At 61.7% G+C, this 13,715-nt stretch carries 9 protein-coding genes; 1 reads left to right on the top strand and 8 read right to left on the bottom strand.

The window, feature by feature from the left end; all coding sequences use genetic code 11:
* The first annotated feature begins 25 nt into the window (after positions 1-25).
* The gene (locus tag ACFQDI_RS23175) at positions 26-544 is read left to right on the top strand and encodes a 3'-5' exonuclease (protein ID WP_377171489.1); all 519 of its coding nucleotides are present in this window, start codon (positions 26-28) and stop codon (positions 542-544) included.
* Here ACFQDI_RS23175 and ACFQDI_RS23170 read toward each other — a convergent pair whose 3' ends face one another.
* The 8 genes from ACFQDI_RS23170 to ACFQDI_RS23135 all read right to left on the bottom strand — a co-directional run bounded on the left by ACFQDI_RS23170 (position 545) and on the right by ACFQDI_RS23135 (position 13,649).
* Complete coding sequence (locus tag ACFQDI_RS23170) at positions 545-1,396, bottom strand: slipin family protein (RefSeq protein ID WP_377171487.1); 852 nt, start codon at positions 1,394-1,396, stop codon at positions 545-547.
* Between the two features lie 283 nt (positions 1,397-1,679).
* A complete protein-coding gene (locus ACFQDI_RS23165; RefSeq protein ID WP_377171485.1) occupies positions 1,680-3,899 on the bottom strand; it encodes an NADP-dependent isocitrate dehydrogenase in 2,220 nt (739 codons plus the stop codon).
* Positions 3,900-4,054: 155 nt separating this feature from the next.
* Complete coding sequence (locus ACFQDI_RS23160) at positions 4,055-4,270, bottom strand: hypothetical protein (protein ID WP_377171483.1); 216 nt, start codon at positions 4,268-4,270, stop codon at positions 4,055-4,057.
* A 188-nt stretch (positions 4,271-4,458) separates the two neighbouring features.
* Complete coding sequence (locus ACFQDI_RS23155; protein ID WP_377171481.1) at positions 4,459-6,207, bottom strand: GDSL-type esterase/lipase family protein; 1,749 nt, start codon at positions 6,205-6,207, stop codon at positions 4,459-4,461.
* Between the two features lie 148 nt (positions 6,208-6,355).
* Positions 6,356-8,707 (bottom strand): alkaline phosphatase D family protein, encoded by a 2,352-nt coding sequence (locus ACFQDI_RS23150; RefSeq protein ID WP_377171479.1) that lies wholly within the window; start codon positions 8,705-8,707, stop codon positions 6,356-6,358.
* Positions 8,708-8,766: 59 nt separating this feature from the next.
* Positions 8,767-11,217: a CehA/McbA family metallohydrolase gene (locus ACFQDI_RS23145; protein ID WP_377171477.1), complete on the bottom strand. Its 2,451-nt coding sequence runs from the start codon at positions 11,215-11,217 to the stop codon at positions 8,767-8,769.
* A gap of 51 nt (positions 11,218-11,268) precedes the next feature.
* Positions 11,269-12,381 (bottom strand): acyltransferase family protein, encoded by a 1,113-nt coding sequence (locus ACFQDI_RS23140; RefSeq protein ID WP_377171475.1) that lies wholly within the window; start codon positions 12,379-12,381, stop codon positions 11,269-11,271.
* Between the two features lie 20 nt (positions 12,382-12,401).
* Positions 12,402-13,649, bottom strand: coding sequence for an alpha/beta hydrolase family protein (locus ACFQDI_RS23135; RefSeq protein ID WP_377171473.1), 1,248 nt, complete (start codon positions 13,647-13,649; stop codon positions 12,402-12,404).
* Between the last annotated feature and the right edge of the window lie 66 nt (positions 13,650-13,715).

Genomic DNA, 13,715 nt, shown 5'->3' with positions numbered 1-13,715 from the left:
GCATGAGTAGCTCCGATATTATTTTATGAGCTACATAATGGTGGATGTGGAGTCGGACGGTCCGATTCCGGGAGATTACTCGATGATCTGTTTTGGTGCGGTGGTGGTGGAGCCGGGGCTGAGCCGCACTTTTTACGGGCGGCTGCGCCCGATCTCGGAGCGCTTCATGCCGGAGGCGCTGGCCGTCAGCGGCTTCACGCGGGAGCAGACGCTGCAGTTTCCTGAACCTGTCGAGGTCATGCAAAACTTCGCCGAATGGCTGAGCGGTATTTCCAAAGACCGTCTCATGTTCGTGTCAGACAACAACGGATTCGACTGGCAGTTCATCAACTGGTACTTCCACCACTTTACCGGGGCCAATCCCTTCGGCTTCTCCTCCACCAATCTCGGCAGCTTGTACAAAGGAATGGTGAAAGACACCTTCCAGACCTTCAAGCACCTGCGCCGGACCAAGCACACGCATCATCCCGTGGATGATGCCATCGGCAACGCCGAGGCGCTGCTGACGATGAAGGATGAGCTGGGGCTGAAGATCAGGTTGTGATCACTCGGCGGCAGGTGTGGGCAGTTTGTCAAAGCCGATGAAGAGACGTGCGGAAGCGTTTCTGCCAAGCTCAGCCATGGCCTCCAGCTCTTTCAGCCGAAGCATGGCGGGATTTTGTTGGTAGAATTTTGCCAGAGCTTCACGAGCAGCCATGGCGGCGCTTTCGCCTTCAGCGGTGATGCGTTCTGCTTCCGCAGCCGCTTCCGCACGAGCACGGCTGGCCTTGGCGTCTGCCTCTGCACGCAGCGTCTGAACCTCGGCTTCGTTGGCAGCCTCCAATTTTCGTTTCTCCAATTCGGTGCGTGTCTCCACCAGTCTGGCCTCGCTCAGGCGCTCTGCGGCCAGCACCTTGTTCATGATCTCCTGGAGATTCCCAGGAAACACCAGATCCTTCACGTCCGCACGGAGAATAGCCACACCGTAGCTGCTCGCGGCCTCTTTGACATCTCGCATGATGTCTTCACTCAGGCGGTTCCGATTCGTGAGGATTTCCTCCAGCGACATGGATGCCAGCGAGCGCCGCGCGGCCAGCTGCACATCGCTGTAAAGCCGCTCCTCGTAGTTCACCACCTGGTGAATCGCCGCCTTGGGGTCGGAGACCTTGAACTGAACGATGATGCTCACACGAATGGCCACCTTGTCGGAGGTCAGAATCTCCTGGCCTTTGATGGTGAGCTCACGCTCGCGCACATCCACCACCACCACAGACTCGACAGGCCGCCGAGGCATGAATAGCAGCGCAGGGCGAGGGCCTTTGATCTCGTAGCGTCCGGCTTCCAGAATTTTCTTTAACACACCGTCCTGATAAAACAGGCCGCGGTGCGTGTCTTTGATGATGAGCTCTCCTGTCATGATCGAATGAAATGGACCTCGGAACCAAGCCGATATGGTGGAACAGGCGGCCCAGATTGGGTGGAGGACCTGGCGTGTTCAATGAATGCCATGTCCACCTGTTTGGAGCCTGCCTCCTAACTTGGTCGAGGCATGTGCATGATAGCCGCCCATGCGTAAGAGCGCAAGAGCTGCATGAGCAAACTTAGTAATGCCCCACTTGTGAAGAGCTTAGGTCTGACATAAGATGAGCCTGTGTCACCACAGGCTCATCCACACATCACCTTGTCAATGGCTGACGCTTTTACACCTTCGCCAGCACCGCATTGAACGTCGCGCTCGGACGCAGCGCGGCATCCGCCTTCGCGGTGTCCGGCTTGTAGTAGCCGCCCACATCAGCGGGCTGGCCCTGCACGGCGAGGAGTTCGGCGACGATCTTGGCCTCGTTGGCCGTCAGCTCTTCGGCGACGGGCTTGAACTTGGCCTGCAGCTCCGCATCAGCCGTCTGGGCAGCCAGTGCCTGGGCCCAGTAGAGGGCCAGGTAGAAGTGGCTGCCGCGGTTGTCGATGGTGCCCAGTTTGCGGCCGGGGCTGCGGTCGTTTTCCAGGAACTTGCCCGTGGCGGCGTCGAGCGTGTCGGCCAGCACCTTGGCCTTCGGCAGGCTGAAGTTTTCGGCGATGTGCTCAAAGCTCGGTGCCAGTGCGAAGAACTCGCCCAGGCTGTCCCAGCGCAGGTAGTTTTCTTCGAGGAACTGCTGCACGTGCTTCGGCGCGGAGCCGCCGGCGCCGGTCTCAAACAGGCCCCCGCCGTTCATGAGCGGGACGATGGAAAGCATCTTGGCGGAGGTGCCCACTTCCAGGATGGGGAAGAGATCGGTGTTGTAGTCGCGCAGCACGTTGCCGGTCACGGAGATGGTGTCCTCTCCTTTGACGATACGCTCCAGCGAGAAGGTGCAGGCCTCGGCAGGCGGAAGGATGCGGAGGTCCAGACCAGTGGTGTCGTGGTCCTTGAGATACTTCTCCACCTTGGCGATGATCTGGGCGTCGTGAGCACGGTTCTTGTCCAGCCAGAAGACGGCGGGGGTCTTGGAGGCGCGGGCGCGGTTCACGGCCAGCTTCACCCAGTCCTGGATGGGTGCGTCCTTGGTCTGGCAGGCGCGCCAGATGTCTCCGGCCTCCACGGCGTGCTCCAGCAGCACGGTGCCGGCGCTGTCGGTCACGCGCACGGTGCCGTCGGCGGGGATCTCAAAGGTCTTGTTGTGGCTGCCGTACTCTTCGGCGGCTTGGGCCATGAGGCCCACGTTTGGCACGCTGCCCATGGTCTTGGGGTCCAGAGCGCCGTTCTTCTTGCAGAAGTCGATCACGGCCTGGTACACGCCGGCGTAGCTGCTGTCAGGAATGACAGCCAGCGTGTCCTGCTCCTTGCCGGCGGCGTTCCACATCTTGCCACCACCGCGGATCATGGCGGGCATGGAGGCATCCACGATGACATCGCTCGGTACGTGCAGGTTGGTGATGCCTTTGTCGCTGTTCACCATGGCCAGTGCGGGGCGGCTGGCGTAGGCGGCCTGGATGTCGGCCTCGATCTCGGCCTTCTTTTCCGCAGGCAGCTTGGAGAGCTTGGCCACGAGGTCGCCGAAGCCGTTGTTGAGCTCCACGCCGATCTCCGTCAGCGCGGCGCCGTGCTTGGCCAGCACGTCCTTGAAGAACACACGCACGGCGTGGCCGAAGATGATGGGGTCGCTGACCTTCATCATGGTGGCCTTCATGTGCAGGGAGAAGAGCACGCCCTCGGCCTTGGCTTTTTCCAGCTGGGTCTCGATGAAGGCCACGAGCGCCTTCTTGCTCATGCGGGTGGCGTCGAGGATCTCGCCGGCCTTCAGCGGGGTCTTGTCCTTCAGCACTTTGGTGCTGCCGTCTTTGCCGATGAACTCGATCTTCACATCCGTGGCGGCTGGCACGCAGACGGATTTCTCATTGGAGAAGAAGTCGTCCTTGCCCATGGTTCCCACGCTGGTCTTGGAGTCGGCGCTCCACTTGCCCATGGAGTGGGGGTGGGCCTTGGCGTAGTCCTTCACGGCCTTCGGCGCGCGACGGTCGGAGTTGCCCTCGCGCAGCACAGGGTTCACGGCACTGCCCATGACCTTGGCGTAGCGGGTCTTGATGTCCTTCTCGGCGTCCGTCTGCGGGTTTTCGGGCAGGTTTGGCACGGCGTAGCCCTTGCTCTGCAGTTCGGCGATCGCGGCCTTCAGCTGCGGCACGGAGGCGGAGATGTTTGGCAGCTTGATGATGTTCGTGGTGGGCTCCAGGCAGAGCTTGCCGAGGTAGGCGAGGTCATCAGACTGCTTCTGCGCATCGGTCAGGAAATCGGGGAAGTTCGCCAGGATGCGGCCCGCCAGGGAGATGTCGCGCGTTTCCACTTCGATCCCGGCCGGTTTGGTGAAGGCCTGCACGATAGGCAGGAAGGAAAAAGTGGCCAGCAGGGGAGCTTCGTCGGTCAGGGTGTAGATGATCTTGGCGGACATGATTTGGAGGGGGGAGAATGAAGAGCGGAAGAGCTAAACGCGACCACGCAGCTGCGCAATGCCCAAGGTGCCGCAGCTTCTGCGCCGCACTGGGCGCGGCTTGGGGGCTCTCCAATTTTTGAGAACATGCCGGGATGCAAAATGTGAACGTGAGTTCAAATTCCTGAACTCCACCTGCTCATCAGCTTGAGCGTTCGTTTCGCCGTGAATTCCTGCATCAGTGGCCGCAGTTGATCGGTACCGCCAACTGCCAAGGCCAGGATGGCGATGGCTCTGATGACTGCCGGCAGATGGGTGAGGACAATCCGGACGAGTTCGTTGGTCTCCTTGGGAGTTCGCTTCGGAGTTCGTGGGTGCTTTTTGGATTTCATGCACCCGTACCAATATGCTTTGCTCTCAGAGTGCAAACAATCGAAGAGCCTCAAAAAGCCCCCTTTTTTGAAGCTTTTCGAGGAGGGGGCTTGGAACTTGCGTTCAAAACGTTCCTTATTGAGTGTGTTGATTTAATGCATTGATAAACAATGGATTGAGTGCCAATGCTGCGCGTCACACCATGGGGCTATCCGCCCCGCACAGCATCGCGGATGGCGGGCACCAGCAGCTCCGCCACGAGCTGGTGGCCCAGGTCATTCGGGTGCATGCCGTCCAGCAGCATGCCGTCGAGGGTGGTCTGGTGCTTCGCGGCAAAGGCCGGGTAGGCGGCATGCACATCCAGCAGCGGCAGCTTCAGCTCGGCGGCCAGCTGGCGCACGGCCTCGTTGTAGCGGACCAGCGTGGCGGACTCAAAGCCGTCTTCGGCAGCGGGATCGTAGGGCGCGTGCCCATAGAGCTCGCGCAGCTTGGAGGTCCAGCGCAGCGGGTTGGCCGTCATGAGGATGACCTTGGCCCCCTGTTTCTGCGCAGCCTGGATCATCGTGCGGTAGTTGCGGATGAAGGCATCCAAAGGCACGCGCGGGGTGGTGGCGGGCGGCTTTTTCCACACGTCCACCGCCGAGTCATTGATGCCAAACTGCATCACCACCACGCGCGGCTGGTGTTTCAGCACGTCCGCCTGCAGGCGCTTCAGCGCGTCCTGCGTGGTGTTGCCACTGATCCCCGCATTGTACACCCCCATGGAGGAGCCGATGCTCTGCAGCCCCTGCTCCACCCGAGTGGCATACACCTTGAGGCTGCCGCGCGGGGCCGTGGTGGAGTCTCCAAACATCACGATGCCGCCCGGCTTTGGCACCGGCTTGGGCGGCGGCACAAACACCGGAATCTCCCCTGCCCCGAGATCCGCGGCATTCACCTTCATCCGCAGCCCGCCCTGCATCGTGGTGATCCACAGCTCGCCGGGTTTGCGCTCGTAGAGGTAAGGATACGACACACGGCCGCCGGGCACGTAGTTCGCCGCCACGATCACCGGCTTGGACCACGTGGCTGCCTCATCGTCTGAAAACGCCAGCGCTAGCTCCACGCGGCTGGTGCCATTCTTCGGGTCATGGCGCGGCGGCGCGTTCCACAGCAGCGCGATGCGCTCGTCGCTCAGCCGCGCCATCTGCGGGCAGCAGGTGACGGAGGCGATTTGCGTCTGCTTCAGCCCCTGCCACTTCAGGCCATCGCGCGAGATCGCCTCCCACAGAAAGCCCGATTCCGTGCGCAGCAGCAGGTAGAGAGATCCGTCCTTGCGCTCGATCACACTGCCTTCGAGAGAGCCGGCGTGATCGTGCGTTCCCACGCCGTAATCGAGCATATCACCGCGCTGCCAGCTTTTGCCGAGGTCATCCGAAACCCACATCACCGTGGCATGCCGCCATTGCGGGATGATCTCCTGCCCCACCAGCACGATGCGCCCCGACTTCATCTGGATCATGGAGTGAATGCAGCCGCACCACGGTGTGCTGAGCCGCACGGGCGTCTCCCAGGTTTTGCCATCATCGGTGCTGCGGCAGGAGTAGGTGGGCAGCACAAAGGCCTTCCAATCTATCCCCGGCTCACCCCAGCCCCAGCGTTTGGGCGCCTGGCGCTCCGCACCGTTCATCCAGGCGGAAATGACGATGCCCTCACGTGTGCGCAGCAGCGCGCGCTCGTTGCTGACATTGAACTTGGCTCCTTCTGCAAACAGCGGCGTGCTGCTCCACGTGCGGCCTTCATCCGTGCTGCGCAGAGCGTTCTTCGCATCGATGCACAGCACGCCACCGTCTGCCGTGGTGACAAAGGGCCCCTGATGGGTGAAAGGCAGCGCAGCGGCCTTCGGGTGCAGCGTGGGTGAGTCAGCAGCAAACGCGTGGATGCTGAGCAGCGGCAGCAGGAGAAGAGAAAGTCTCATGGTGGCTCTCATGTACGCATGGAATCACTCCCTTGTACTCATGGCGTTCTGGTTCTATGCGCAGACCAGCCGCCTGGAAGTAGCACGGGCAATCCTGCCCGTGAAGAGCGCGTTCTTCGCGGGCAGGATTGCCCCCCACTGCCTTCGCTCACCCGATCACATTCTCCCCGCGGTTCTCCCTCTGCTGGATCGTCACCGGCCAGCCGGGAAACTGGTTGCCGGGCTTGCCATCCGTCGCGTCGATGAGGAAGCGGAAGGACTCAATGAAGTAGGTCTTCTTCTCCGTGTCGAAGGTGATGAAGCCAAATCCGCTGCCCTTCTCGTGCGCCTTCTCGTAGCGGTTCGCGGCCTTGCCCACCTCGGGATTGCCCACGGCGTACACATAGGCCTTGTTGCCCAGGCCTTCAATGAACTCACCCGTGTCCGGCAGGCCATGTTTGGGGCGGTTTTCATGCGGCATCTTGAGCTCATCCGGCCGCCACCAGCGCGGATAGCCGGCGGAGATGGCAGGCGTGCAGAAGGACCAGTTGCTGTCGCGCTGCTTCTCCACGCCGTATTGCGTCAGCGTGGTGAGATGCTGGTCGCCATTGATGTGCAGTGCCATGGAGGGGCGCATGATTTCCACTGCCCGGTTGCGCGGCGTCTGCGGCCAGCCGCCGGAGTCGAGATCGGCCTTCAGGTATCCATCGGGCCCGCCATGATGCGTCGCCACATTCGCAAACACCGTCTGGCTCAGCACCGCCTTCAGTGCATGCCCGCGCCAGTCCTGGGCCCACTTTTTGAGAAACTCCTCCTGACGCTCTCCGAGGAGCACGAGACCCGGTTTGTCGAGTTTCAAAGTGTCAAAGCCGGGGTCTGGAACATGATCAGCGCGGCCAGCGCCAGTCTCCACATGCTCGGGGCCGCTCTTCCATTGGCGGTCGGCGATGATGGCAAAGCCCACCCCGCCATACACCATGTCGCCGTAGTACACGCTGATGTCCTGCTGCACCGGCTTGGGATCGTAGGCATCGGGATGATGCGCCACATTCGTCTTGTGCACCGCATTGACCATCCGCGCCGGTTCGATGTAGCCGCCTTTTGAAGAGGCGCCTGTGTCGCCCACGTCCATTTTTTTGCCACCCTCGCCCCAGATGTTGCCCTGGAAGACATCGTGGTCATCCGGCAGGCAAAGCGTCGGCGCATTGCGCATCACCTCGCGGAAGGCCCAGCCGTGCTGGTAGAATTTGCGCAGGTAGTTCAGGATCGCAGGCTCTTCGGGCGTGCGGATGATGCCAAAGCCGCCGTGGTTCTCATAAATCTGGTCGCCGGAGAAAAAGACGAGATCGGGATCCAGCTTCAGCAGATTCTCCGCCACAGGCGCGTAGGGGAAGCCGTAGTCGTTCTGACAAGTCAGCGCCGCCATGCGCAGCGGACGGCCTTCGGGGTTCGCCTTGATCGTGCCGGTCCACTCATGCGGCGTCTCGCTGCCGTCCGTGTGCTGTTCTCGGTAAACCACCTTGTAGGGCGTGGCCTGCTTTGCATCCCATTTGGGAATTCGGAAGGTCGCCACCCAGGCGTCGGGATCGAGCTTTGCCTGTCCGAGAGATTTCCATGCACCGCCCTTCTTCACCAGCAGCTCCACCACCTGGTTGTCCTTCGCTCCCATCGGTCCCGTCAGCGCACTGAGCTTCATCACAAAGCCCTCGTCTGTGCGTGAATCACTCAGCGAGTACATCGACCAGAGCAACGGGCCAAATTGATTCTGCGGCGACACGGCGAAGGCATTGCCCTCCATCGTCCAGTTTTGAAAACGGTAGCGCCCTGCGCCTGCGGCACCCGCCTTGGCTTTGTTCTTCTTGGCCCCCGCCACCGCACCGGCGGCGAAGTTGTTGGCCATCGAGACATTGCCAAGGATTTCGTCTGCCGAAAATGGATGCATGATGGCTGCCAGCTCCGCGCCCGAGTCTGCCGCGTAGGCCGTGAGTGTCAGCGCGCACTTGTCGCCTTCTGCCGTGCCTTTGAGCGTCAGCTTCACCTGCTTCAAAGCGCTGCCATCTTTAACGGGCGCGGTCTTCGGGCCCAGAATGAGCTGATCGCCCTGCCATCCGGCGTTGATGCCCTTCTGCACGAAGCAGTTGCTCCGGTATTCATTGATCTCACTCCGAATGCCGATGCGGAAGCCCGCGCCGCCGTCGGTCTTGCCGGTCTCCAGCCGCGTCAATGTCACGCTCATGGTGAAAGCCCCGTTTTGTGTGATCTGGTGCGTCAGCGAATGCACACTTCGCCCGCCGGCCATGCTGAGGCACTCTGCACCGCCCTCGCTCACACGCCAGTCTTCCATGGGATTGGCCCAATACTCCCCGCCGAGAAACACGCGGTCATGTGTTTTTGCCCAGGCATCCGTTGCAGCTGCGGGCTTGGACGGTGCGGCAGTGGCTCTGTCACGGGTGCCAAGGCCCATGAGGGTTCCTGCCGTCATCAGCTTCAGTCCGGTGCGTCGGGAGATGTTTCGTTTCATGAGTGCGATGCAACGTTGCTCATGCACCGCACCCATCAGCGAATTTCACCCTTTTTGCCTCAGCTCGCTGCCGGAGCTTCCGCGGCGATGCGGCGATAGATTTCCTTCGCGGCCTCATACGCACGCCTTGCCACGTCCCGCTCCGCAGGCGCGATGTTCTTCTCCCGCATGCGCCAGAGCTGCTCGATGCAGGCCAGGCACCACTGCGCGCTGCGGCGCGAGGCACGGATGGGCTTGTCAGCGACGATGACGTTCACCGGATTCGTATGCATCTGCGGAAACTGCCGCACCGCCACCCAACTGCTGCGGGGGATGTCCACGTTGAAGCGGATCTCGTGCACTTGATCATCCGCAGGCACTTCGCGCGTGGCCACGGCTAGACCATTCACGACCAGCTCCACCTTGCGCTTACCGCCAGCGTAAGGCTGCGCGGCAGTCACGTCGTGATAGTTCACCGTGTCTCCGGTCAGGCGCGCACCCGCCACGGGCACTGCGCCGCCATACGCAATTTCGAGCGGAGTCTCGGAGCTGAACGCGACCTTCACGCGCACCTCCGCACGGCCCGGCTGGGCGAGGCGCACTTCGTCTCCCGCCGGCTGGCCTGCAACCATGAAGTCCAGCGCATGCGCATAGCCATCGCTCACATAGCTGCGGCCCTGCGCAAGGCCTTCACACCATTTCGTGAAATCAATGCGGTCCACCTTGCCCAGCTTCACATAGGTGCGCCCCTGGCCCACGCGGGTGCCGCTCATGCAGGGAAAGTCCGTTTCGCCCGCAGCCTTCAGCGGAAAGCCGCAGTTCATGAGATGGTACCATGCGTTCCACTCCAGCAGCCGCGCCGTGTCCATGGTGCTGATGAAATCACACACGCCGTGCGCAGTGGTCACAAAGATCTCATGCCCGCCTGCGTCCGGGATCGCCACATTGGGCAGCGCATCAAGTACACGCTCATGACTGTTGGCGAGTTCGGCCTCATTCAGCCCGTCATCACGATCAGCATCGATCTTGTCAAACGGTTCCGGCAGCAGCACGGCCTGCGCCTCAGCAGCCGAGAGTCGCGCATCCTTGTCTGTATCGTAAAGCCCGAGCAGGCGCCTGGCCGCCACACCAGCATTCACCTGCATGCCGCTGCCGGAATGCGGGTAGCCAGTGAAGCCGCCCTGCTGCTTGGTCCATCGCAGCGCGGGCAGCGTCCAGGTGGGCCAGCCTTTGATCCCTTCTGCACCGGGATACACCAGCTCGCGCAGGTTCAGCAGACATACATGGCCGAGCGCTGCGGAGCCGAAGCCGCTGACCTCCATGTCGTACTTCATCTGCGTCAGCGGTTCGCTGAATTGGTCCACCTGGGGGCCGAAGAACTGCCTCTGATAGTCGAAGCAGTAACCCCACGCGAGCACGCATCCCACGTTCAGCCCCTCGCCCTTCACCTGTTGAAACATGTCCTCCGGCCGCATGCCCTCGGAGGGCGTGGTGTAGTGTGCGCAGCCTGCCGCGTGGATGTGGTGATCGCCGCTGTAATACCCAAAATCCGCCGCATTCATCCAGCGCTCCAGCTTTACCGGCAGCGTCGTTTCCTTTGCTGATGGGATCGTCACCTTCGTCTTCACCGTGCGATATTCCGGCCCGCGAGATGCCTCCATGACAAACTCTCTCGGAGGCAGAAGCACACTGCCTCCGCTGGCCCGATAAAGATGCTTTTGGAAAAAGAAATCCGGCGCCAGCCGGCGTGCCTGTGGCGGGAAGACGCGGCCCTGCGCATCGGTGAAAGTCAGCCGCGCTGTGGTGTCCTTGCCGTCATGGTCTTTGACATCCAGCTTCACCGTCACCGCAGGTGAAATCTGAAACAGCACCGGCACCTCGGCACGAAACCCCAGGTCCTGCGTGCCCTGGCCGATGTCAAAAGCGAGCGTGGCTTCGCGTTTCCCCGACTCGCTGGAATAGACAAGCGCGATGGCGTACTCCACCTCCAGCCCGCTCAGATTCGCAGTCATCGGCGCAGAGTCATGCAGGCCCACCTCCAGAAACCGGTCTGCGCCCTGCGTGTTCTCATTTTCCCGCAGGTGCGTCTGGCGTTCTCTCTCCATGGTGCCCTTGGCCACGCCCGCATAGGAGGGCCCGGCCTGCGGACTGCTGATGTGCAATGCCGCCACGCTGGTGGCATGATTGATCACCTTGATCAACAGCGGCGTGTAGCCCGCTTGCTGAAGTCGTGCGGCAGCCGGTCCGCGCTGCGCTTTCACGCGGGATTCGGGATTGATGTCCACCACGCACAGCACCTGCGGATCCAGCACGGACTGCACGCCCGCGCCATCACGTGCGGTGATCGCGGTCTGCAGCTTCGTGCGCGTCTCAGGTGGCAGCGGCGCACCGAGAAAATCCAGCGCCTGCACCAGCCGCTGCGCATTCGCCGCCAGTGGCTGGCCCTCGGTCTCGATCACAGGGGGAAGGTCGGCGGCATGAACCATGCCTCCGGCCAGGAGCACGAGGAAACGGGCAATCTTTGCAGGCATGGTCTGTATACGCTCCTGGCAGGCGTATCTTGACCGCAGCCGCAGATCCCATCACGCCTTGAAGAAGATCTGCCTGCGGTACAGCGCGTAGAGAAAGAGCCACACCAGCAGCAGACCACCGGTGCTTTCCAGTACGCCGTGCCATTTGGGATCCAGCGGCTGGTACAGACCGCTGAAGAGCAGCTTGGAAGTGTGCCCAAAATTCACGAAGTGATACACCATGTAGATGGTGAGACTGTTCATGCCCACGACGACCAGCGGGAAGGCCCATCGCTTGAAGTTCAGGAGATCGATGATGCCGTAAAACACCGCCAGCAGCGTGAAGGAGATGCCCGTGGTCACCAGGATGAAGGAGCTCGTCCACATCCGCTTGGCGATGGGGAAATGCAGGCTCCACAGCAGGCCCAGCGCGAGGCACACGGCCCCCGCAAGCAGCAGCTGGCGGAGCTTGGCCGCAGGCGTGCTCGTGCTGCTCTGGAGCAGCTCTCCCGCGAAGACACCGAACATCGTCAGACACATGGCGGGAAACTGCGTGAGCAGGCCCAGCTCATCATACGTCACCTGCAGCAGACGTCCGGGCAGAAAGCTGCGGTCAAACCAGCCCACGAGATTGCCTTCAAACGAGAGATTTCCCGCGCCAAATCCCGGCACCGGCACCAGGAAAAGCGCGGCGTAGTAGGCCAGCAGGATGCCGCCCGCCACGCAGAGGCGCTTCGTGGAGTTCAGATTCAAATACAGCACCACGCTGACAAAGCCCGCCAGCCCAATGCGCCCCAGCACACTGCCCAGGCGCATCTGGTGCGGATCAAAGAACGGGATGGGCGCGTTTTTGTCCAGAAAGCCCAGCGCGGCGAGGATGAGCAGGCGCACGAAGGCCTTCCGGTACAGCTCACCTTTCGGCGTTCCCTGCGCCACGGCCTTGGCCAGCGAAAACGGAATCGACACGCCCGCCAGGAAGAGAAAGAGCGGAAAGATGCAGTCGTAAAAGGTGAAGCCAAACCACGCCGGATGCGTGAACTGCCCCGCCACCGCATCCACCCACGCCAGCCCCGTTTTCCCCTGCAGCTGATGGATCACCTGCCCCGTCCCGGCAATCATGAGCATGTCAAAACCGCGCAAGGCGTCGATGGACACAAGTCGGACTTTTTGCGCAGGAGCGGACATGGCGGTGCGTCAGGCTGAAGTCACTTCGCAAACTCCACCACCGTGCTCACCATGGCATCCCTCTCATCGGTCACGCCGATGTACCAGGTGTTGGCCTCGGCTGGCGGTTTGGGCGCGGTGATGGTGCCGCCCTGGACCGTGGCGGGGATGGACTTCCACTCGCGTTTCGAGCGCAGGCCCGTGTCCGTGGTGTAGTTCAGCTCAGCCTTCTTCAGCGGGACCTTGCTCTCGCAGCTCACCGTGACCTTGTCACCTGAGACCACAGGTGCCGCCGGATTCGGCAGCGGATCTCCACCACGGCATTTCGAATCAATAAAGATCCCGATCTCCTTTGGCGCCCATCCTGGCGGATGTCCATGAGGCATCTTCACCTGGATGCGGATGTGCTTCTCACCGGGCACCGCGTTGTAGCTCTTCATGTAGCTGTCCAGCACGTAGTGCACGTCGTTGGTGCCGTTCACAAAGAGCATGGGCACGCGGCAGCGGGGCAGCAGGCTGCCGGGATCATACTCCTTCACCCACAGCGCGCGGTGTTCGGGGTCCAGCTTGTCGATGCTGGGCTTCTGCACGGACTCGCCCTCATGCAGGAAGCCGCAGCCATACACCGGCACCGCCGCCTTGAAGCGGTCATCCAGCGAGGCCACGAGGCACGTTGTGTAGCCTCCCCAGCTGATGCCCGTCACCGCTGTGTGCTCTGCATCCACTTCAGAAAAACTGCGCAGCAGAGAATGTGCGCGCATCACGCTGGCTGCGGCATGAAAGGGCCAGTCATCGCTGGTGTCCGGTGTCAGGATGCAGTCAAATTTTTCCGGGTGCCCATGCGGCGGGCCGCCATTGGCCAGGCGCTTGCGTTCGCCACGGTGCCCGTTGCCGATCGCCATGCCGGTCTTGGGATCAAACTCCACCTCAGGCGGCCGTGAGCCGTTCAGATCCATCGCAATGGCCGCGTAGCCGCGCTTGGCCCAGAGATGCACCCAGTCGGCAAAGGCTGTGCCGCCGCCGCCGTGGATGAGCACCACGCCCGGAAACTTCGCGCCCGGTTTCGCCTCCCCCAGCGTGACGGGCGAGGCATAGAAGGCGAAGACCTCCGTGTCCTTGCCCTGGTATTTCTCTCCCGTGTAGGTCAGTGAATGGATCGGCTGGTCCTGCCTCACCCACTTCATGGCGGGCACGTTGCTTTTGAGCGCATCCAGATCCCAGGGGCCGACTTTTTCGGCATGCAGGGAAGTGGCAAGACAGAGAACGGTGGAGAAGAAAGCAAACCTCATGGCGGGTGATCAAACGCTCTGGCAGGTCGCGATTCACCCTCTTTTTCATCAAAAAACAAAACCGCC

It is taken from the genome of Prosthecobacter fluviatilis, assembly GCF_042655725.1.
Taxonomy (GTDB): Bacteria; Verrucomicrobiota; Verrucomicrobiia; order Verrucomicrobiales; family Verrucomicrobiaceae; genus Prosthecobacter; species Prosthecobacter fluviatilis.
This window is presented reverse-complemented; position numbering and strand designations above follow the sequence as displayed.

Bases quoted from the DNA above. Each gene is read 5' to 3' on its own strand.
- ACFQDI_RS23175 (WP_377171489.1), top strand. From the start codon at position 26: ATGAGCTACATAATGGTGGATGTGGAGTCGGACGGTCCGATTCCGGGA.
- ACFQDI_RS23170 (WP_377171487.1), bottom strand. From the start codon at position 1,396: ATGACAGGAGAGCTCATCATCAAAGACACGCACCGCGGCCTGTTTTAT.
- ACFQDI_RS23165 (WP_377171485.1), bottom strand. From the start codon at position 3,899: ATGTCCGCCAAGATCATCTACACCCTGACCGACGAAGCTCCCCTGCTG.
- ACFQDI_RS23160 (WP_377171483.1), bottom strand. From the start codon at position 4,270: ATGAAATCCAAAAAGCACCCACGAACTCCGAAGCGAACTCCCAAGGAG.
- ACFQDI_RS23155 (WP_377171481.1), bottom strand. From the start codon at position 6,207: ATGAGACTTTCTCTTCTCCTGCTGCCGCTGCTCAGCATCCACGCGTTT.
- ACFQDI_RS23150 (WP_377171479.1), bottom strand. From the start codon at position 8,707: ATGAAACGAAACATCTCCCGACGCACCGGACTGAAGCTGATGACGGCA.
- ACFQDI_RS23145 (WP_377171477.1), bottom strand. From the start codon at position 11,217: ATGCCTGCAAAGATTGCCCGTTTCCTCGTGCTCCTGGCCGGAGGCATG.
- ACFQDI_RS23140 (WP_377171475.1), bottom strand. From the start codon at position 12,381: ATGTCCGCTCCTGCGCAAAAAGTCCGACTTGTGTCCATCGACGCCTTG.
- ACFQDI_RS23135 (WP_377171473.1), bottom strand. From the start codon at position 13,649: ATGAGGTTTGCTTTCTTCTCCACCGTTCTCTGTCTTGCCACTTCCCTG.